Consider the following 18,308-nt stretch of genomic DNA (forward strand, 5'->3'; position numbering starts at 1 on the left):
AACTGGCTACAGCAGGGTCGTCACAAGCTTATAAGGTTCGCTTCGAAGGGTTAATTGAGGTGATTAAATGAACATGCAAGATGTCAAGAGGAAATGGCTAAGGTGGGTCACAATCCCCGTGACTGCGATAACGGGCCTCTTGACTGCTATAAGCTGCGCAACTTGCTTTCACCCCGTTCATCATCACGCCGACACCTGTGAGCGCTGCTTCAGCGGCGCCTTGTCTGGGGCTGTGCACTTACTGGACCGCGTCTCGGACTACGTCTTCTCTTCGCACACCGTCGCTAGCACTACCGCCAGCCTAACCATAGCCTCCGCGCCATTACTGCAGCAGGCCGATGTCGCTGGGCAGCAGCACTACGTCAACGCTGAGGGGAGTCCGTCCATCACAACTGTAGCGGTAAGCAGCCCCTCCCCCTACGAGCCGCCAGTATCTTACGGCCCCTACGGCCCTGCCCCTGCGCCCGTGCTACAAGGGACCTGCCAGCCCCCGGCTTACCTCGGGACGTCGCTCACGATGCTTACCGGCTCCTGCCCTAGCCGCTCATGCTCAAGCTGCTGACGTGCGGGGCAAGGACAGCTGATCACTGCCAGGGTAAGCCATGTCCGAGCCCGCCAGCCCAGGGCGTTTACCCGCGGGACGTTGCGCCCACGTCGCTACATGCCTGGCCGCTAGGACGGGCGGCAGCGGCCGTTGGCAAAAGTGCCAGCGGGCGGGCTGCATTAGGCTTGCACGCTCAGCTCTCAAGCCGAGAGGATGCGTTCAGGCATTCAAGTGAGGCCCTGGCTATGTCGTCAGTCGTGCAGTTGGCTCCCCCGAGGCACTCGCGTAGCCGTTCTAGGAGGCGCCTCAGGCACTCGGGCCTCAGGCACATCGTGATGACTAGAGGTCTTCTAACCCCCTCGCCAAAGACCCTGACTGTAGCCCTGATCGCAACGTCCTCGTCCAGCCTCACGCACGCCCTGTAAATCGGGCCCCAAGTATGTTCATACTCGCTGTGGAAGTTGATCTCCAGCTCGGAGGGTTTCGGCCCTCCGTCGCCATCATCCTTGCCGCTGGGGCCCCTGAGCTCAAATAGGTCAAAGAGGTGGAGCCTCGCGACCTGGCCGGGCGCTATCGAGGTCTCATAGCCGTACGCGGGTCTCCCTGGTGCCATCACCTGGTTCTCAGGGACGGCCCACGAGAGCAGCTCCTCCTTAACCCTAAGCGAGACCACGCTATTGACTAGCGGTCGTTGCGCCTTAGGGCATAGGCAGTTGTCCTCGAAGTAGCTTCTAAGCCTGTTGACTTCAAGGATCTCGCTCCCGCGCTCGCAGCAGTCAAATGAACATCCCTTACAGCCATCATTTGTTCGGGGCCCTAGCTCGGTCTCGCGGTGGGACCCTACGGCGTCGCGGTCTTCGCGGCCGCCAGTATTACACTTCAGGAGCTCGAGGGTCAGCGTGGCCCTCACCCTCCGCGCGAGGGCGGTCCCCCTGTTGACTATCATGGCAGTTATACGGTAGCTCCGTGAGGCGATACTGCAGTCTAACGGCTGCGGGCTTATCCCCTCCCTCTCATCCAAGGCGAGCACGGCGGTAGACTCCACATATCTGCTCCTCTCCGCCAGCCCCATGGCCAGGAGCGAGGCGCCCGTGCCGGCGACGCCGAAGGCGGCGCCCAGCTCTACCTGAGAGCCGGGAGACCTGAGGTGGGAGGCCGCGAGCGCTATGAGCACTACCATGATCACAACGAGGGCGAGGCCCGCTATCACCTGGGCCTTGGCCGATCCAGGGAAGGAGGCCCACAGACTACTCAGTCGCCCCAAGCGCTCCGCCGCCGAGGTGAAAGTGGTGAGGGACCTTAACTGCATAGTGTGGCTTGCCAACTGAGGCCCACCATGGTGTGGCTTGCCAACTGAGGCCCACCATGGCGCCTCCGATGGCGGGGACGCCTGAGCAGCAGGCCCCTCCGCCTCAGGAGCTTCAGTGTCTTCTTCGGCTCGTCCTCGTCGACGAGGTAGGGCCTCACGTCGAGCCTGTAAGACCTGCCTGGCACGACCTCCATTATCCACCCGAAGGTCTCGGGCGATATGAGGCGCCTGTGGTAGAGGTACTGGACGTAGTGCATGAACACGTTCCCCCGGCCAGCCGTTGGGGTGCCCAGCGACATCCTCGACGGGCCCTTTGAGCCCCCGAATACTGAACCTGAGCGCGAGGTAATGCTGGAGGTCTTGGAGATATCCATGAGGTTCCGCAAGCAGAAGGGGTTCGTCGTCAAGGACTGCTGGGAGGGCGCTGCCCCATAGGGTCGTGCGAGGTACGCTCGCGTCCCTTGACGAAGGCGAGAACGCGGGTCAAGGCGTGGCTGAGGGCCCTAAGGCCTGGATGTCTCACCCTCGCGGCAGGGCGCTCTAGGCCCTCCGCGTCCTGCAGCTGCCTCAGCCTTGAGCGAGGAGGCCTGCGTCTTCGTAGAGGACAATTAGACGCCGCTGAGGACGGGAACGGGGAGATCATGGGTTACGGGGCGAGCCATGTATTTATTTTGAGAACCTGAAGGTTCCCTGCTCTAATAGCTTAAATGGTTGGGAAGCCGGAGAGGAAATCCGAAACTATTTCAGGTTCCCGAACCACATGAAACTCGGGAACTTTTTATGACTTGATTAGGCCTTCGGAGCCGGAGGTCGGGGGTTCAAGTCCCGGCGGGCCCGTCAGAACTTCACGAAGTCCTTGCCCAGGGCGCCGCATATGGGGCACTTGGGCGGCGGCTCCCTGCCCACGTACGTGTGGCCGCAGACGGGGCATATCCAGATGTAGCCGTCGAGCGGCATGTCCTCCCCCTTCTTCACGTGCTCCAGGGCCTCCTGGTAGAGCTTGAGGTGTATCTTCTCAGCCTCAAGGGCGTACCTGAAGGTTACCTCGGCGGCCCTGTCCCCCTGCATCCTGGCGAGCTCTATGTAGGCCGGGTACATCTCCTCCACCTCAAACCTCTCGCCCATTATTGCGAGCTCCAGGTTCTTGGCCGTGTCCCCTGGCCCGAAGGGCGCTTCAGCCACTACCTTCAGGGGCGCCTTAAGCTTCTCAAGCCTCTGGTAGTGGTTCCTCGCGTGCACCTGCTCCGCAAAAGCGATGGCCCTGAAGAGCCTTGCGACGTTCCTGAACCCCTCCTTCTCGGCTATGTCTGCGAATATCAGGTACCTCATGTGGGCCATGGACTCGCCGCCGTAGCTTGAGGACAGGGCGTCCTGGGTCATGGCCGGGTGGCCGCTCTCGCTCATAAAGGTCCCCTTAGGCCTTAGCCAGTCGCAGTACTTAAGCTGGGCTGCTGGGTAACGCCTGAAGCGCTCAAGGGTTAAAATCCCAGGTGTCAGGTCTAAGTGAGGTGCCAGGCATGCCAGAGGCCAAGAGGGTTGACCTAGGGGATGGCTCTTGGCTTGAGGTGCTCTCCGAGAGGAGGAACGACCTCCTTAAGCGCACTGAGGTGGAGGCCCTAGCGCACCACGAGCTCAAGTCAACCCCTGCAAGGAACGCCATAAGGGAGGCCGTGGCAAAGGCCTACAACAAGGACGTTAATGCCGTCTACGTTAAGACGATAAAGACCAGCTACGGCGTCGGCATATCGAAGGTCCACATCCACGTCTACGACAGCCACGAGGATGCTGTCAAGGTAGAGCCCCAGTACGTCCTCGCAAGGCACGGCGAGGCGGAGAAGAAGCAGGTCAAGACGAAGGCTGGGGGTGGCAAGTGATGGCAAAGCAGGTAAAGGCCTACGTGCACCTGCTCTACGAGGTCGACTACAACAACATGACAATAAAGGCCAAGAACAAGAAGTGCCCCAAGTGCGGCAACTTTATGGCCCACCACCTGAAGCCTGTTGAGAGGTGGCACTGTGGCTACTGCGGCTACACGGAGTTCGTCGTCCAACAGTGAAGTTATTGTACTCGGGATAGAGTCCACGGCGCACACCTTCGGCGTCGGGGTCTCCAGGTGGACCCCGGCCGGGCCCGAGCTCCTCAGGGACGCCAGGAGGAACTACGTGCCGAAGCAGGGCGGCATACTGCCCAGGGAGGTGGCCCAGTTCTTCAGCCAGGTGGCCGCTGACGTTGTCGAGGAGGCCCTCTCCGTGAACTCACTTACGGCCAGGGACCTCGACGCCATAGCTGTGGCCCTGGGCCCCGGCATGGGGCCACAGCTCAGGGTGGGGGCCACCGTTGCCAGGGCCATGGCTGCCGCCCTAGGGGTGCCGCTCGTGCCCGTTAATCACGCCGTCGCGCACCTGGAGGTCGCCAGGTACACCACTGGCCTCAGGGACCCCGTGATACTCTACGTCTCAGGCGGCAACACCGCTGTGACGACCTTCGTGGAAGGCAGGTACAGGGTGTTCGGCGAGACCCTTGACATAGCTCTCGGCAACCTCCTCGACACCTTCGCCAGGGAGGTCAAGCTTGGGCCGCCGTACGTGGTCAACGGGAACCACGTGGTTGACATCTGCGCCGAGGGGGGCGAGTTCATAGAGGGCTTCCCCTACGTTGTGAAAGGGCAGGACGTCTCCTACTCAGGGCTCCTGACGGCCGCCCTCAGGGCTGTCAGGAGGGGGGCGAAGCTGAAGGACGTCTGCTACACCCTCAGGGAGGTCGCCTTCTCAGCCGCGGTCGAGGTGACCGAGAGGTGCCTCGCCCACACCGGCAAGAGGGACGTGGTCCTCACCGGAGGCGTCGCGGCCAACAAGGTGCTGAACTCGAAGCTTGACTCCATGGCCAGGCTTCACGGGGGTACCTACAGGGGGGTCCCGGCCTACTACAGCGGCGACAACGGGGCCATGATATCGCTGGCGGGCCTCCTAGCGCACCTGAGCGGCGTGCACGTGGAGCCTGAGAGGGCCTTCATAAACCAGAGGTGGAGGCTTGACGAGGTAGAGATACCTTGGTATGGGAAGCTTCTATGATAGAGTCCTGGGCCTCCTCGCTGACTCTGCTCAAGAGGGGCGCGGAGTCCGAGGTGAGGCTGGGCGACTTCATGGGAATGAAGGCCATATACAAGCTCAGGGTGAGCAAGCCGTACATGGACCCAGCCCTCGACTCAAGGCTCAGGGCCCAGAGGACCCTCAAGGAGGCCAAGGTGCTGACTGTAGCCTTCGCCAGGGGCGTCAGGGTGCCAAGGCTTTACGCCGTCTTCCCCTCCATAGGCCTCATAGTCATGGAGTACGTCAAGGGCCCTACTCTCAAGGAGCTCGTGGGCTCCCCCGGCTGGGAGTCGCTGGCGGAGGACGCGGGTCTCCAGCTGGGGCTTCTCCACTCAGCAGGCATAGTGCACGGTGACTCCACGACCTCTAACATGGTTGTAACGGACGGCGGCGTAACCCTAATAGACTTCGGCCTCGCGGACTTCTCCTCGGAGCTGGAGGACAGGGCTGTTGACGTCCACCTGCTCAGGGAGGCCGTCACCAGCACTCACCCCTCGGCCGCGGAGAAGTTCATGGAGGCCTTCATGAGGGGCTACTCAAAGGCGATGGGCGAGAGGGCGGCCGAGGACGTGAGCAGGAGGGCCAGGGAGGTGGAGATGAGGGGCAGGTACGTCGCCTCAAGGAGGAGCGTCTGGGCGGGGGAGGGGAGGGAGTGAGAAGGCTTTACATGGTGACCCACAACGACAGGAAGTTCCTTGAGGCCTCACTCATACTTAAGCCCTACGGCATAGAGCTGCAGCAGGTGAGGGCTGAGAAGCTCGAGGTACAGGATGAGGACGTAGTGAGGATAGCAGAGGTGGCCGCCAGGCACGCCTATGAGCAGTTCAGAGTGCCGCTCATAGTTGACGACTCAGGCCTCTACATAGATGCGCTCAACGGCTTCCCTGGGCCTTACAGCAGCTTCTTCCTTGAGAAGGTGGGCCTGGGCGGAGTCCTGAAGCTGCTCAGCGGGGTGACCAACAGGAGGGCCTGCTTCAGGACAGGCCTGGCGTACGCAGATGAGGATGGCGTGAGGACCTTTGTAGGCGAGGTCTGCGGCTCCATAGCTGAGTCCCCAAGGGGCTCGGGGGGCTTCGGCTACGACCCAATATTCGTGCCCGAGGGCCACAGCAGGACCTTCGCTGAGATGAGCGTCGAGGAGAAGGACTCCATGTCCCACAGGGGCAGGGCCCTCAGGGCCTTCGCTGAGTGGTACCTGAGGCGCCCCTGAGCCAGGGGGCGCAGAGGTAGACTGAGGCGAAGGGCTCCCCCGAGCTGCAGAGGGTCACCACGTAGCTCCTGGCCTCAAGGCCCTCGAGCCTGCTGCAGTAGGCCCTGTCGGGCTGCCTCGAGAGCCTCGAGACGCTGACCTCCTGCACCAGGCCGGGCCACAGGGTGACCTCCAGCCTGGCCCTGTAGGGCCCCGGCCCCGCGACCTCCTTCAGGCTGACCAGGGGGAGCCTCAAGTCTCTCCCCCAGTTGTCTAACCTGTATACAAGAGGTATTATCTTAGCCTTTCTATAAATAGAGAACTCAGAGCTGAACCGTCGCCTTCCTCAGGACCTTTGAGTGGAGCAGGGCCCCAGCCCCGTAGCCCATGGTTATCATTGAGTACGCTTGCTCCCTGTCAACTACTATGGAGCCCCCTAGGGCGCCCCTCAGGCCCTCAAAGGCCTCGGGCAGCATGGGGGTCGTGGGGCCCACAACTATGAGCTGGGACCCCCTGGAGAGCTCTGCTATCCTGTTTATGGTCTTGTTGACCACCGTGACCCCTGTGGCTATGACTAAGTCCATCTGGGGCAGCATCTCCTCCTCGGCATACCAGGGCAGCACGAAGTCCTCCTCTGAGGGGGTCAGCTCAAAGACGTACACCTTGGCCACCTCGCTGAGCCTCCTCACGTAGGGCCTTATGTAGCCCACAACAGCCACCTTTGAGCCAGGGCTCACCCTGACAATGTCAAGGGGGTCCACCGACTGGCCGCCGGTGTTAACGAGGGCATTTATGGTGGCCACGCCCACCGCGGCCATGACTGGGTCATAGGATAGGGCCAGGCCTACGGCCTCCTCAGCTGACCTGGGAGGGCTCCAGGGGTCCCTGTTTGGCTTGACCCAGTCCCAGTCAACGTAAGCTAGCCCAGCCCTGCCGTCGTCAAGCTCCACGTAGGCGTACCTGCCCACCGCCATCCTCCTTATTGTCCTGCCCCTGGCCCTCGGCAGGGACTCCTCAACGAGGGCCCTCACCACGTTCAACGCATAGCCCCTTAATACAGGACCACATGGAGGATAAATCCTTACCCGCAGGACTTGGCAGGGGCCTCACTCAGCAGAAGAGCACTCCCTAAAGGCCTCAGCCGGGTCCTCGGACTCGGCCTCGCAGAGCACGGGCGACCTGGACTGGGTGGGGTACGTCACCACCACCCTCGCCACTGCCCCCCTGGGCAGGCTCACGGGCCCCCCTGGCCTGAAGTAGCCTACAACATTACCGTCCTCGTCGACCACCTCGCCCCTGGCGACGGTCCCGTCGCTCAGAGGCGCCTCGTACCACCTCAGGTCCCTCAACGCGGTCCTCCTGTACCTGTTCCTCACCTGCACCAGGTCCTTGAACGAGACCGGGCAGAAGTGCACGGGCACCTTGACGTTGCTCTCAGCCCAGGAGAGGACCTCGAGCGCCGCCCTCAGGGCGCCCTTTACCGCCGCGTCCCTAGCCTCGTCTGGCCTGAGGCCCCTGAGCCTGAGCGACTCCCTGTTGGGCTCAGCGAACTCCATCTCGTCAAGGTTGACGAAGTGTCCCCCGACGGAGTCCACGAACCTTATGACCTCCTTGACCCAGTCCTCGAGGCCCGGGGCTATGGGCATCTCGGCCCCCACCCTCATGCCGGTGAGCTTAACGGCGTACTCGATGCCCTTCATGTACCTCCTGCTGACGGGGTGAAACCTTATCTCATCAAGCCCAGCCCTCCAGAGGGCCAGCAGGGCCTCGGGCGTCGCGTACCTACCTGGGGTGTAGAGGTGTATGTGGAACTCAGGCCCGAAGGTAGCCTTCAGGGCCCTTATGAGGGAGAGGGTCAGGGGCAGGTCCGCCAGCGGGTCCCCGCCTGTTATGCTGGCCCCCGTGGCCCCCTGCCTCTCCACCTCCCTTATTATGTCGTTTACGTCGTGGGCCCTCTCGTCATTGACGTACATAACTCTCCTGCCGAACCTGCCCCTGTCCACGGGGCAGTAGAAGCAGTTCTCGTCACAGACCCCAGTTATGAAGATGACTGCCTTGAGGCCAGCGTAGCACAGCTCGCAGCCCCTCGTCAGCCTCCCAGTCATGAGGCCCTTGGCAGCGTCGCCCAGCAGCATTGTTCCCCGCCAGCTGGCCAGAGGCTAGGCCTTTATGCAGTAGTAATAGCGCTGCGTCAGTGCCGCGCCGGCCGACGGCCTTAAAGCCTCGGCTATACTAAGCTATTCTCTACATAAAGAAAGGCTTTTAGCCGTGCCCCACAGGGCTTAGCGCGACCAACCATGTCGGCCTCTGAGGTCATCCCGCAGGAGAGGATGCCCCTCATAGGGGAGAAGTTCCCGGAGGTGGAGGTAACAACAACGCATGGAAGGCTAAAGCTGCCGGACCACTTCACGTCCAAGGGCAAGTGGTTCGTCCTCTTCAGCCACCCGGCCGACTTCACGCCCGTCTGCACGACCGAGTTCTACAGCTTCTCGCTGTACTACCCCGAGTTCGAGAAGCTCAACACTGGCCTCATAGCCTCTCGGTCGACGGCAACCCGAGCCACATATCGTGGGTGCAGTGGATAGAGCGCAACCTGAAGATAAGCGTGCCGTTCCCCATAATTGCCGACCCGCTCGGCCTGGTCGCCAGGAGGCTGGGCATGTTCCACGCCCAGAGCGCTACCAACACTGTAAGGGCCGTCTTCTTCGTGGACAACAAGGCCACTATAAGGGCCATAATATACTACCCGCTGGAGCTGGGCAGGAACGTGAAGGAGATACTGAGGGTCGTGAAGGCCCTTCAGCTGATAGACAAGACCGGCGCCGTTGCCCCAGCCAACTGGCCCAACAACGAGATAATAAAGGACAACCTGCTCAACCCCACGCCCTCCAGCATCGAGGAGGCCTCCCTTAGGCTCACCCAGTTCAAGGGCTACGACTGGTGGTTCACCTTTAGGGAAGCGCCGAAGGAGGACGTGGAGGAGGCCAAGAAGTACGCCCCCTGAGGGGCTCCCCTAGCCCCACATTTCTTTGAGTTTTTGAAAGATAGTTTCTCACAGAAAAGTTCTTAGATAAAAATACTAAGCAAACGTTAAAACTTCTCACATGCATAGACAAGGTAGCAAGGTCCAGTATATACGGGGTTGGTACTTTGAACATAACGCCGAGGAAGCTCCAGAAGCTAGGGGCCTCGTCGCTTGTCGTGACGCTGCCGCACACGTGGATAGAGGCCCACGGCCTTAAGGCTGGCGACGTTGTCTACATAGTTGACGAGGGCGACAGGCTGAAGATAGTGCCTGCAAACACGGGAAGCGACAGGAACACCTACGAGTTTGAGGCCTACAAGCTCGTCATGCCCCAGCTGGTCTCCTGGGCCCTTACGTGCCTCTACGTAAACAACGTGAACGAGGCCACGATAGACCTGAAGGGCATGGGCTCGGAGGCCATGCAGGTCCTCAAGGAGGCCTCGATGAGGCTCCTGGGCCTCGAGCTCCTTGAGGTAGACAGGGACAGGGCGGTGATGAAGATAGTCCTGGACGACTCAAAGGCCGACCCCAAGCACGCCATAAAGGGCCTGGGCTCGGCAGTCTCAAACATAGCGGAGCTGCTCAGGCAGGTGGCCGAGGGGGCCCAGGTCACTGAGGACCAGTTCTCAATAGCTACGAACGAGCTCACTAAGTACCAGCACCTCATAATGAGGTACGTGGTGGGATCCATGAACAGCGGCAGCGTCGAGGGTAACCTGCAGGGAACCATAGTTGGAACTGCCCTCCTCGGCGTAGTTGGCAACACCCTGCTTGACGCGGCTAAGATGGCCTCAAGGCTCGAGGTCAGGTCAAAGCTAGTCTCCCAGCTGGCCTCTCAGATAAGGGACCTGGCCCCCCTGGTGAGCGCCATGGTCGCGCAGCCGAGCGTGAAGAGGCTTCACGAGGTCGCCTTCAACGTTATGGCAACCATAAGCTCCATAGAGTCCTACATAAAGTCCTCCCAGAGCCCCACGGAGGCGGCAATAATAGCCAAGGTAGACGACGCCATAAAAACCATGGCCATAGTTTTCATGACCATACTCTGCGGGGCTGTCATGGGCGAGGAGTACCTGAGGCCGTCGGCCCAGTGACCTGCCTCACGGGCCTTATCCTGCCCAGCAGGCTCCTGGCTATCACCAGCCTCTGGGCCTCGTTGGTGCCGTCCCCTATCTCAACCATCTTCACGTCCCTGTAGATCCTCTCGACAAGGCTCTCCTTGCTGTAGCCAAACCCTCCCTCCACCTGGACCGCCATCCTGGCGACGTCAACGCCCCACTGGGCCGCGGCCAGCTTAGCTATGCTGCTCCACATGGGGTACTCGGGGTCGCCCGCGTCAACCCTGCGGGCAGCCTCGTAGATCAGCTGCCTTATGGCCTCAACCCTTATCTTCATCTCAGCCAGCATGTACTGGACCATCTGGTGCTCAGCTATTGGCACCCCCATGCTCTCCCTCTGCTTTGCGTAGGCCAGGGAGTCCTCAAAGGCGGCCTCGGCGAGGCCCAGGGCCGTGGCAGCAGTTACAACCCTGCCCTCGTTGAGGGCGTCCATGACTATCTTAAAGCCTCCGTTAAGCTGGCCTACCAGGTTGGCCTCAGGTACCCTGCAGTCCTTGAAGAGCACCTCGCTGGTCCCACTGCCCCTGTAGCCCATCATGTCGAGCTTTGAGACCTCCACGCAGGAGCCCTTGTCCACGACGAACAGCGAGATGCCCCTGTGCCTCTGCTCGGGAGTCCCTGTCCTCGCCGCCACCAGGAAGAAGTCAGCGTAGGGTGAGTTCGTTATCCAGATCTTCCTGCCGTTTATCACGTACTCGTCGCCGTCCTTCTCAGCCCTAGTGGTTATGGCCGCCGCGTCGGTGCCGCAGCAGGGCTCGCTGAGGGCAAAGGCGCCTATGGAGCCCCTGGCTAGCTTCTCGAGGTACCTCCTCTTTATGTCATCGTTGGCGTAGTGAACCAGCGGGTAGGCTACCATGGTGCCTGAGACCGTGGCCATAATGGCTATGGCCCCTGAGGCCTTGGCCAGCTCCTCCACAACGACTACCGACTCAAGCGTGGAGAGGCCGGGCCCCCCGTACTCCTGCGGCACCCTCAGGGCAAAGTATCCCATGTCAGCTACCTGCTTTATCACCTCTGGGGGTACCGTGTTGTCCCTGTCTATGTCCCTAGCGATGGGCTTTATCACCTTCTCCGCGAACTCCCTCACGCTAGACCTGAGCAGCTCAATGTTCTCCCCGGACGACATTGTATACACCTTAGCACCTTCCTATTACTTTGCCTAACAAGGTAAATAAGCTGGGGCTCATTCCACCTATTAACACCCCGCCAACTGTACCTCTGCTTAAATACTCTACTTTTCAGAAAAGTCTTCGGTGAGGTAATATGATTCAGGTCGGGGATCAGGTTCCAGACCTGGAGCTGGAGACCACAGCCGGCAAGGTCAGGCTCTCAGACTTCAGGGGCAGGAAGCTTGTGCTTTACTTCTTCCCCAAGGCCTTCACTATGGGGTGCACCAGGGAGCTGAAGAGGTTTACGGAGCTCTACGACCAGTTCAAGGCCCTCGGAGCTGAGGTCATAGGCGTCAGCGTTGACAGCGTCGACACGCTTAAGAAGTTCGCTGAGAAGTATGGGGCCAAGTTTCCCCTGGCGAGCGACAGGGGCAAGGAGATATCAAAGACCTTCGGCGTCCTGAAGCTTGCCACGGCCTCCAGGGTCACCTTCGTTATAGGCCCTGACGGCATTGTAAGGCACGTGATAAGCAACCTGAAGAAGGCTGAGGAGCACGCTGACAAGGCCCTGGAGGCCGTCAGGTCACTTTAGGCCTCAGGGGCCCTGATGGCCTTCAGCAAAGCTATAAGTTCTTCCCGGGAAAGCGCGGGAAGGGGCGGGAGGCCAATCCCGCCGGGTCCCTAATACCGCTTGCCGGACAACCTTAGGCCTGAGGTGAGCGAAGCTTGAAGGCGCTGGCCGCGATGGGCCTCGTCGCCCTGGTGGCGCTGGCCCTCGGGACCCCCCTATTATTACAGGTAAGTGTAGGGGAGGCCCAGGGGGCTGGCCAGGGGCAGGCCCAGGTCCTGTTAAACCTGACCCAGAGGGCCATAGCTGTTGGCAGGTCCCTAGGAATTAACGTCACCCAGGCCGAGGGGCTCTACTCAAAGGCCCTCAGCTACTATAACAAGGGAAACTACAGCGAGGCCGAGGAGCTCTGCCTGGAAGCCCTCAAGTACATAGCTTCCGGGGCCAGGGCTGCCAAGCCTACCTACATGCCTCCGGCCTACGGGATAGAGGCGCAGCTGCTTGCCATAGAGAGGTTCGTGAACAGCTCCCCCTCAATAAACTCCACTGAGAGGTCGTACGTGATATCGCAGGCTAGCGAGGCGCTCAAGGACCTCTCCAGCGGCAACGTCAGCGGGGCCGCTGAAATACTGGCCAACCTAAAGGACTACCTGGCTAACCTCAGCGTCAGGGTCTCAGAGTACGCCAAACACGCCATGATAGGGAGGCTCGTGAGGGAGCTCCACAGGGCCAGGGGCGAGATGGAGGCCAACTGGTCCTACATGCAGGAGGCCAACGTAAGCCCCTCCCAGGTGGCCTATGAGGTTACCAAGGAGCTTGAGGAGGAGCTGAACTCTTCAGCCGCCAACGCGACGCCGGCGCAGCTGGTGGGCCTGGCCAGGGCAGTTGAGGAGATAGTGAGCAGGGCCCCAATGGCTGAGCCGTTCCCTAACGCCACGGGCAGGGTGGCGCTTTACAGCGTCCAGGTAAATGTGTTAAGGGGTGTCAACAGGAGCCTCAGCAAGGTAGAGGCGCTTATAGCGTACCTCAGCGGGAGCGAGGCCAACCTGAGCGAGGAGGCCCTCAACCTGACGTTCAAGGCCATAAATGCCACGCTCACAGCCCTCCACTACTATGCTGTAGGTGAGGACAACCTGTCCCTCGAGTACCTCAACCAGTCAGTGGAGTTCGCCAACAAGAGCGCCGAAATAGCTGAGAATCTGACCTCCAGCGGCCACGGCATGGCCGTCGTGGTTGGCAGGGGCATATACAGGGCCGACGAGCTTATAATAAAGGTTGACGAGAGGCTCTATGCTTACGTGGAGTCACAGAACATAGTTGGCAAGGTCTATGAGTTCAGGGGGGAGCTCCTCTTCGCCGTCAACCAGACCACGTATGTGGCCGTGCTGAGGATCGTCAACGGCACCCAGGCGACCCACCACGTGATATTCGCCCTCGTATTAATAGGCGCGGGAGCCCATGTGGAGGCCAACCTGACGCAGCTGCCCCTCAGGGTTGACGTGGTAGGGCAGGTCATCGGTGTGTTGCACTACCTCTACGTGGTCAAGGCCTTTAACGTCACTGAGCTGGCCCCTGCCGTCAGCCCCTGAGCTCCCTGATGGCCTCTGACAGGGCCGTAACGTCATCCTCCTTGTTTGGGAAGTGCACTGAGGCCCTTATCCCCCAGAGGCCCGCCGCACCCCTGGCGGAGACCGCTATTCCCCTGGCCCTGAGCCTCCTGGTGAGCTCGTAGTCCTCCCTCAAGCTGTCGCCCACCCTGAAGAGCACTATGCCGGAGGCCTTGGACTGCTCCGGCACGCTCAGCAGATCAGCCCTCAGGTCCTCGAGCTCCTCTATGAGCGCCTTCCTCAGCCTCATAACTTGGGCCTCCACGCCCTCTATGCCGACCTCATTTATCAGCGAGGCCGCCGCGGCGGCCCCCCTGAGCGAGAGCGAAGAGAGGGAGCCGCCGTACTCGAACTTGAGGGCCGAGTCCCTCCTGTAAGGCTCAACATAAAACGGCGCCTTGTTGGGGTCGAGCCAGTAGGCGTCCCAGTCCTGGACCGGGGCGTTGGAGTACCCGGGCCTCGCGGGCTGAAGCTCCTCAATGGCCCTCCTGCTCACGCACATGCCTCCGAGCCCGAAGGGGGCCAGGAGCCACTTCTGCGTGCCGAAGGCCACGAAGTCTGCCTTCTCAAGCCCCCTGGGCCTGAGGGCCCCCGCCTGCTGTATGGCATCTACCACCAGGTACGCCTCAGCCTCGTGGACCACCTTGGCAACCTCCTCGACGTCAAGCCTCAGGCCGTTCACCCACATGACTGAGCTCACTATGACAGCCCTTGTCCTCCTGTCGACCATGTCATAAAGCTGGTCAACATCATAGTCTCCCTCCCTGTTCCTGACTACCTTGACCTCCACGCCCCTGAGCTTGAGCCTGTAGGCCTCCGCGTGCACGAGTGGGAAGTCCATGTCAAATATGACCACGTTGTCGCCCTTCGACATAGGTATTGAGTCCACGGCCTCCTGCACCGCCGACGTGGTGCTTGTCCCAGTGAAGACAAGCCTGTCAGGGCTACAGCCGAGCAGGGGGGCCAGCTGCTCCCTGGCAGCCGCCTTGAGCTCCGCCTGCGAGCCCATCGATGACGCCTCCTCTGGAGACGACTCGTAGACGTCAAGGAGGGACCTGATGGCCCCTATCGCCCTGAGCGGCGGGACGCCCACGGCCGCCCAGTCAAGGTAGTGCCTTGACCTGAGGGAGGGGAACTCGGCCTCGTACAAGGCGTAACCCTAGCTCACTGTGGCCCCAGGCATTAAATGGGTGAGGTGTTGGCCCCTACAGGGGGACCGTGGACCACAGGGAGACTATGACGCTGCTCATAGACATCGCCAGGGCGGCGTACTGGGGGCTCAGGTAGACCGTCGGGTAGAGGAGGCCGGCTGCGATGGGGACAAGCACGCTGTTGTAGCCGAAAGCCCAGGCAAGGTTCTCCTTGACCTTCCGAGTTGCAACCCTACAGCTGACCTACAGCCTTTAAGTGCTATATGGTGGTTAAGGGAGTGGAAGCCCTCACGGTATAGGTAGGCCCATCCACAGAAATTTGTCTCTAATAGTTACTCTAAAAAGTTAGATATAGCAATCCTGTGTGGATTGGATGGAGTATCGTGCTCAGTTTACGCTCTTTACTACCACCTTGTCCTGGTAGTGAAGCACTGCAGGAAAACGCTTGATAATGAAGAGGCCTCTAACTTACTAAAAACGGTTTCAGGAAACAAGTAAAACGTTCGAGGTTGAGATAATAGGTTTCAGGGTTGACATGAACTGTTTCCACACGCCATTTCAAGGCAGTCTGCTACAAAGCTATCAGGAGCTTACCATATCACCTCTCACGCCTTAAGGTTTGGTGGCATTGGAGGGGTTGAGGCAGCTTCAAACATGTACTTAAGAGCGCTAAGGTAGGGCTCAGGCACGCTGAGCTCCTCGATCTCCTTAACTACCTTGCCTATATCATATTTAGCTCTGTGCAGCTCTATAGAGCCGTCGTCAAGGTCTAACATAGCGTAGGAGGCCCTGGGATTGCCATCCCTTGGCTGTCCTACGCTGCCTGGGTTGACAACGGCTCGGCCGTCGATAGTCCTGCAGAGCTGTAGGTGGGTGTGACCAACTAGGTATAGGTCATATTTCAGCACGTGGTCGCTCGAACCCATGTTCATGTTGGGTTGAGGCCTCTCAAGTCTCATGCTCAGCCCGCTCAACATTGACCTGAGCTGCTCGTTATTAAGCCATGGATAAAGGCAGCCATAGAGCGGGCTACTTGGTGCGCCGTGAACAGCCAGAACATTTGTTGATCCGCCAAGCTCAAGCTTTTGCGGGAGGGACGCCAGGTATGAGATATCACGCCTGTCAAGCAGTCTTAGCGTCACGTGCTCCCTAAACCACACGCTCACCCAGTGCGTCTCCTCGTCGCACATGCAGTCAACCCCAAGGCAGCCTAGGCTTGAGGAGAAGAACCCGTCCCAGAGCCGACCTCAACGCATGGGCGTTCAAGGCCCCTTACGGAGGTTATCACAACGTCCAGCTCGTTAGCCACAGTGATGGCGTTCTCCGAGAACCACTTGTCATACCTTTCATAGAGCCTGTCAAACATCTCCCAGCCTGTCAAGGCGTGTGCCCTCAGCAGGTTATTGTAAGCGCTCTCATAATAAGCCTACGGCTGTCCACCACTGAGAGCCTGTCGCCCCATTTAAAAAGCGGGTTTAGAAAAAGGGCCTTTCTTAGCTTTTCCCTAGCTGGCTACTTCTTTAGCTGCGCTAGCCTCTCGTCTATCCTCTTTATCTCGTCCTCTATCCTAGACCTCAGGTCCTCGAGGTACAGCCTCTGGGACTCAAGGTACCTCCTCTCTGACTCAGCGTCGTAGTATGGCGTGGCAGCGTAGTACGGAGCTCCATACGTCCCAGCTCCCCACAGGTAGTATCCTGGCCTCTCCCACGGGGGCAGGTACGAGAAAGGCCCGTGGCCAGGCCAGGGGCCAGACCAGGGACCTCCGCGGTAGCCTCTCCACCAGCTCATATCGCTTACCCGACTCGAATAAGCGATTCAACGGTTATAAGCCTTTGTCCTAGTCAGAAGGGTAGTAGGCCTATTAACGCTAGCGTATCATGAAGGCTCCTCCGCGTATTAGCCTCTGAAGTTAAAGCTACTAGATCGCAATATAGGCTTCAGAACACTATATATTACTTACGGTGGCAGCAGAGATGGGGCGGCGACTAAGTATCTAGTTGTTATATCTGTTATTGAGGGCTTGGAGCTGGCGGTCCTAGGTTTAATGAGCCTAACCCCCTACTATGAGGGCCTCACTGCGGTGCTGTTCACGTTCCTCTTGATATCAGCGGTTAGCATCACTTCTATGTTAGCTGGCAGCTCTCACAGAGGCCGCCGTACCGTAGGGCTAGAGCAGTACAGGGTAGGCCGTAGGCTAGACAGGAGGGCTGATCAGCTTCACGCCATCGAATGCAGTGGGACGTGCTGTGGAGCCCTCGCCTGCAAGAGCAGTGCCTACTGTGAGAACTAGGATATACATAAATCGACCAGTCGGATTAAAGCATTTAAGCCTAGCGTGAGAGCTAACAGCAGGGATCGCCGATGGGAAGCGTTGAGGAGGTCAGGAGGTACGCTGAGGAGACCCTTGGGGAGGTTCCCAAGGTAATAGACCTTCTCTTCAGAATTGAGGAAAGCGCGGCAGTAGAGCAGTTTAATGAGAACGTCAACCTGTACCTTGGAAGGAAGGCCCTGCCTAGGAAGGTAGCAGCGCTCATAGCTATGAGCGTGGCCCTCGCGAGCGGCCCTAAGGAGTCAGCCGCCATTCACTTTAAGCTGGCCAGGAGGTTTGGGGCCGATGACCTTGAGGTTTTAGACGCGATTAGGGCAGCCAAGATGGCGATCATGTCGTCGACCCTAGACGTGCTCGACGTAATGCTAAGCAACGAGTACGTTGCAAAGGAGGTTGAGGGCTCAGAGGAGTCCTCCAGGTTCATTAATGAGCTCCTGAACAGCGTTGGTTCTGTGCCAGAGAGGATAATTGAGCTAGCTAAGGTGTCTCCAGAGCTTGCGAAAGAACACATCAGGGAGAGGGACGTCCTGCTAATCAACAGCCTCAGGCTAAGCAGGAAGTACATGTTCGCAGTAGCGCTGGCTGTGAGCATCTCGCTAAGGGACAGGGAGTGCGTCAGGACTTACCTTAACATGTTTATAAAGTACGGCGGGAACTTCGATGAAGTCTTAGACGTGCTTGCAATAGTAAGGTTCATAACGGGCAACAGGGCGTTCGTGAACGCGATTGATTTGCTTCAGGAGCTGGCTAGCCCGCGCAGATCATAGGATCAAGGGCGTTAGCGACTTTGGAGAACGCTCACTGCCTGGTCAGAGGAGGTCAAGGCACCTGCCCTCTAGCATGGACCTGAGCCTACTGACCTCCCTTCCGTTGACGTACTTGCCGTGCGGCCTCAGCCCTCCGGTGAACCTCCTGGGTATGTGCAGCAGCTCATGAATTAGGACCGACTCCCTGCCCTCAGTATCAAGCATGTCAAACCTCTCGGAGATCACCTCAATGACGTAGGTCGGCTCCATGCCAAGCGCAAACCTCAGGGCAGAGGACACCGAGTATATCATGGTCTTATAGGGGGTGCTCTCGTCAACCTCCATGCCGCAGACGGGGTCAACGACCAACGCCCATCTCCTTAGCTCAAGCTGACCTAACTTAAAAAGCGTGGGCCTTTACCGGGGCCTAGGCTCCAAGGCATGCCTTCAAGGTCATGAACTCGCGGCAGGCCCTGAGGTGAACCCTGGGGTCAGCGAGCTTAGCACGGCCTGTCATGGCCCTGAGG

At 59.6% G+C, this 18,308-nt stretch carries 24 protein-coding genes and 1 pseudogene; 12 read left to right on the plus strand and 13 right to left on the minus strand.

Features of this window, described 5'->3' with window-relative positions; genetic code table 11:
- Positions 1-737: 737 nt before the first annotated feature.
- Together ACZ5GQ_RS00410 and ACZ5GQ_RS00415 are read right to left on the minus strand one after the other, a co-directional pair.
- On the minus strand, positions 738-1,808 hold the full coding sequence (locus tag ACZ5GQ_RS00410; RefSeq protein ID WP_498856704.1) for a hypothetical protein: 1,071 nt from the start codon (positions 1,806-1,808) through the stop codon (positions 738-740).
- Positions 1,809-1,843: 35 nt separating this feature from the next.
- On the minus strand, positions 1,844-2,110 hold the full coding sequence (locus ACZ5GQ_RS00415) for a hypothetical protein (RefSeq protein ID WP_498856705.1): 267 nt from the start codon (positions 2,108-2,110) through the stop codon (positions 1,844-1,846).
- 28 nt (positions 2,111-2,138) lie between these two features.
- Here ACZ5GQ_RS00415 and ACZ5GQ_RS00420 point away from each other — a divergent pair, with 28 nt between their 5' ends.
- Positions 2,139-2,288, plus strand: coding sequence for a hypothetical protein (locus ACZ5GQ_RS00420; protein WP_498856706.1), 150 nt, complete (start codon positions 2,139-2,141; stop codon positions 2,286-2,288).
- 402 nt (positions 2,289-2,690) lie between these two features.
- On the opposite strand, the gene ACZ5GQ_RS00425 is transcribed toward ACZ5GQ_RS00420, so the two are convergent.
- Complete coding sequence (locus tag ACZ5GQ_RS00425) at positions 2,691-3,257, minus strand: rubrerythrin family protein (RefSeq protein WP_498856707.1); 567 nt, start codon at positions 3,255-3,257, stop codon at positions 2,691-2,693.
- A 113-nt stretch (positions 3,258-3,370) separates the two neighbouring features.
- Between ACZ5GQ_RS00425 and ACZ5GQ_RS00430 the strand changes: the two genes are divergently transcribed.
- From ACZ5GQ_RS00430 to ACZ5GQ_RS00450, 5 genes are read left to right on the plus strand one after another with little or no spacing between them, the layout of a single operon-like run.
- Positions 3,371-3,727 (plus strand): 30S ribosomal protein S24e, encoded by a 357-nt coding sequence (locus tag ACZ5GQ_RS00430; protein ID WP_498856708.1) that lies wholly within the window; start codon positions 3,371-3,373, stop codon positions 3,725-3,727.
- Positions 3,727-3,909, plus strand: coding sequence for a 30S ribosomal protein S27ae (locus ACZ5GQ_RS00435; RefSeq protein ID WP_498856709.1), 183 nt, complete (start codon positions 3,727-3,729; stop codon positions 3,907-3,909). Before ACZ5GQ_RS00430 ends, ACZ5GQ_RS00435 begins: the two co-directional genes overlap by 1 nt.
- Positions 3,869-4,924 carry a KEOPS complex N(6)-L-threonylcarbamoyladenine synthase Kae1 gene (gene kae1, locus ACZ5GQ_RS00440; RefSeq protein ID WP_498856710.1) on the plus strand — a complete coding sequence of 352 codons (1,056 nt, stop codon included), beginning with the start codon at positions 3,869-3,871 and terminating at the stop codon, positions 4,922-4,924. Before ACZ5GQ_RS00435 ends, kae1 begins: the two co-directional genes overlap by 41 nt.
- Entirely contained in the window at positions 4,903-5,598 is a 696-nt protein-coding gene (locus ACZ5GQ_RS00445) for a Kae1-associated kinase Bud32 (RefSeq protein ID WP_498856711.1), read from the plus strand. Before kae1 ends, ACZ5GQ_RS00445 begins: the two co-directional genes overlap by 22 nt.
- Positions 5,599-5,609: 11 nt before the next feature.
- Positions 5,610-6,152 carry an XTP/dITP diphosphatase gene (locus tag ACZ5GQ_RS00450; protein ID WP_498857412.1) on the plus strand — a complete coding sequence of 181 codons (543 nt, stop codon included), beginning with the start codon at positions 5,610-5,612 and terminating at the stop codon, positions 6,150-6,152.
- Here the strand turns inward: ACZ5GQ_RS00450 and ACZ5GQ_RS00455 are convergent.
- The 3 genes from ACZ5GQ_RS00455 to ACZ5GQ_RS00465 all read right to left on the minus strand — a co-directional run bounded on the left by ACZ5GQ_RS00455 (position 6,115) and on the right by ACZ5GQ_RS00465 (position 8,266).
- A complete protein-coding gene (locus ACZ5GQ_RS00455; RefSeq protein ID WP_498856712.1) occupies positions 6,115-6,387 on the minus strand; it encodes a hypothetical protein in 273 nt (90 codons plus the stop codon). The genes ACZ5GQ_RS00450 and ACZ5GQ_RS00455 overlap by 38 nt on opposite strands.
- 67 nt (positions 6,388-6,454) lie before the next feature.
- The gene (locus ACZ5GQ_RS00460; RefSeq protein ID WP_498857413.1) at positions 6,455-7,165 is read right to left on the minus strand and encodes a Rossmann-like domain-containing protein; all 711 of its coding nucleotides are present in this window, start codon (positions 7,163-7,165) and stop codon (positions 6,455-6,457) included.
- A 72-nt stretch (positions 7,166-7,237) separates the two neighbouring features.
- A complete protein-coding gene (locus ACZ5GQ_RS00465; protein ID WP_498856713.1) occupies positions 7,238-8,266 on the minus strand; it encodes a radical SAM protein in 1,029 nt (342 codons plus the stop codon).
- 180 nt (positions 8,267-8,446) lie between these two features.
- Here ACZ5GQ_RS00465 and ACZ5GQ_RS00470 point away from each other — a divergent pair.
- Both ACZ5GQ_RS00470 and ACZ5GQ_RS00475 read left to right on the plus strand, forming a co-directional pair.
- Positions 8,447-9,135 (plus strand): annotated as a pseudogene (locus ACZ5GQ_RS00470) (peroxiredoxin).
- A 146-nt stretch (positions 9,136-9,281) separates the two neighbouring features.
- Positions 9,282-10,247, plus strand: coding sequence for an AbrB/MazE/SpoVT family DNA-binding domain-containing protein (locus ACZ5GQ_RS00475; RefSeq protein WP_498856714.1), 966 nt, complete (start codon positions 9,282-9,284; stop codon positions 10,245-10,247).
- On the opposite strand, the gene ACZ5GQ_RS00480 is transcribed toward ACZ5GQ_RS00475, so the two are convergent.
- A complete protein-coding gene (locus tag ACZ5GQ_RS00480) occupies positions 10,210-11,397 on the minus strand; it encodes an acyl-CoA dehydrogenase family protein (protein WP_498856715.1) in 1,188 nt (395 codons plus the stop codon). The genes ACZ5GQ_RS00475 and ACZ5GQ_RS00480 overlap by 38 nt on opposite strands.
- 140 nt (positions 11,398-11,537) lie before the next feature.
- On the opposite strand from ACZ5GQ_RS00480, the gene ACZ5GQ_RS00485 reads away from it, so the two are divergent.
- Complete coding sequence (locus ACZ5GQ_RS00485) at positions 11,538-11,972, plus strand: peroxiredoxin (RefSeq protein WP_498857414.1); 435 nt, start codon at positions 11,538-11,540, stop codon at positions 11,970-11,972.
- A gap of 134 nt (positions 11,973-12,106) precedes the next feature.
- A complete protein-coding gene (locus ACZ5GQ_RS00490) occupies positions 12,107-13,537 on the plus strand; it encodes a tetratricopeptide repeat protein (protein ID WP_498856716.1) in 1,431 nt (476 codons plus the stop codon).
- Here ACZ5GQ_RS00490 and ACZ5GQ_RS00495 read toward each other — a convergent pair.
- The 5 genes from ACZ5GQ_RS00495 to ACZ5GQ_RS00515 all read right to left on the minus strand — a co-directional run bounded on the left by ACZ5GQ_RS00495 (position 13,527) and on the right by ACZ5GQ_RS00515 (position 16,494).
- Entirely contained in the window at positions 13,527-14,705 is a 1,179-nt protein-coding gene (locus ACZ5GQ_RS00495) for an aminotransferase class V-fold PLP-dependent enzyme (RefSeq protein WP_498856717.1), read from the minus strand. The two genes, ACZ5GQ_RS00490 and ACZ5GQ_RS00495, sit on opposite strands and share 11 nt — an antisense overlap.
- 55 nt (positions 14,706-14,760) lie before the next feature.
- Complete coding sequence (locus ACZ5GQ_RS00500; RefSeq protein ID WP_498856718.1) at positions 14,761-14,883, minus strand: hypothetical protein; 123 nt, start codon at positions 14,881-14,883, stop codon at positions 14,761-14,763.
- Between the two features lie 428 nt (positions 14,884-15,311).
- Complete coding sequence (locus ACZ5GQ_RS00505; protein WP_498856719.1) at positions 15,312-15,896, minus strand: metallophosphoesterase family protein; 585 nt, start codon at positions 15,894-15,896, stop codon at positions 15,312-15,314.
- 20 nt (positions 15,897-15,916) lie between these two features.
- The gene (locus ACZ5GQ_RS00510) at positions 15,917-16,087 is read right to left on the minus strand and encodes a hypothetical protein (RefSeq protein ID WP_498856720.1); all 171 of its coding nucleotides are present in this window, start codon (positions 16,085-16,087) and stop codon (positions 15,917-15,919) included.
- 131 nt (positions 16,088-16,218) lie between these two features.
- Positions 16,219-16,494, minus strand: a complete 276-nt coding sequence (locus ACZ5GQ_RS00515; protein WP_498856721.1) for a hypothetical protein — start codon at positions 16,492-16,494, stop codon at positions 16,219-16,221.
- A gap of 232 nt (positions 16,495-16,726) precedes the next feature.
- On the opposite strand from ACZ5GQ_RS00515, the gene ACZ5GQ_RS00520 reads away from it, so the two are divergent.
- Both ACZ5GQ_RS00520 and ACZ5GQ_RS00525 read left to right on the plus strand, forming a co-directional pair.
- Positions 16,727-16,996 (plus strand): hypothetical protein, encoded by a 270-nt coding sequence (locus ACZ5GQ_RS00520; protein ID WP_498856722.1) that lies wholly within the window; start codon positions 16,727-16,729, stop codon positions 16,994-16,996.
- A 71-nt stretch (positions 16,997-17,067) separates the two neighbouring features.
- A complete protein-coding gene (locus ACZ5GQ_RS00525) occupies positions 17,068-17,802 on the plus strand; it encodes a carboxymuconolactone decarboxylase family protein (RefSeq protein ID WP_498856723.1) in 735 nt (244 codons plus the stop codon).
- Between the two features lie 42 nt (positions 17,803-17,844).
- On the opposite strand, the gene ACZ5GQ_RS00530 is transcribed toward ACZ5GQ_RS00525, so the two are convergent.
- On the minus strand, positions 17,845-18,150 hold the full coding sequence (locus ACZ5GQ_RS00530) for a putative metallopeptidase (protein ID WP_498856724.1): 306 nt from the start codon (positions 18,148-18,150) through the stop codon (positions 17,845-17,847).
- Positions 18,151-18,308: the final 158 nt, after the last annotated feature.

The organism is Caldococcus noboribetus, from assembly GCF_055389385.1.

Excerpts from the sequence above, each read along its gene's own strand:
- ACZ5GQ_RS00515 (WP_498856721.1), bottom strand. The coding sequence starts at position 16,494 with ATGAGCTGGTGGAGAGGCTACCGCGGAGGTCCCTGGTCTGGCCCCTGG.
- ACZ5GQ_RS00450 (WP_498857412.1), top strand. The coding sequence starts at position 5,610 with ATGGTGACCCACAACGACAGGAAGTTCCTTGAGGCCTCACTCATACTT.
- ACZ5GQ_RS00435 (WP_498856709.1), top strand. The coding sequence starts at position 3,727 with ATGGCAAAGCAGGTAAAGGCCTACGTGCACCTGCTCTACGAGGTCGAC.
- ACZ5GQ_RS00480 (WP_498856715.1), bottom strand. The coding sequence starts at position 11,397 with ATGTCGTCCGGGGAGAACATTGAGCTGCTCAGGTCTAGCGTGAGGGAG.
- ACZ5GQ_RS00430 (WP_498856708.1), top strand. The coding sequence starts at position 3,371 with ATGCCAGAGGCCAAGAGGGTTGACCTAGGGGATGGCTCTTGGCTTGAG.
- ACZ5GQ_RS00525 (WP_498856723.1), top strand. The coding sequence starts at position 17,068 with ATGGGAAGCGTTGAGGAGGTCAGGAGGTACGCTGAGGAGACCCTTGGG.
- ACZ5GQ_RS00505 (WP_498856719.1), bottom strand. The coding sequence starts at position 15,896 with ATGTGCGACGAGGAGACGCACTGGGTGAGCGTGTGGTTTAGGGAGCAC.
- ACZ5GQ_RS00465 (WP_498856713.1), bottom strand. The coding sequence starts at position 8,266 with ATGCTGCTGGGCGACGCTGCCAAGGGCCTCATGACTGGGAGGCTGACG.
- ACZ5GQ_RS00425 (WP_498856707.1), bottom strand. The coding sequence starts at position 3,257 with ATGAGCGAGAGCGGCCACCCGGCCATGACCCAGGACGCCCTGTCCTCA.
- ACZ5GQ_RS00415 (WP_498856705.1), bottom strand. The coding sequence starts at position 2,110 with ATGCACTACGTCCAGTACCTCTACCACAGGCGCCTCATATCGCCCGAG.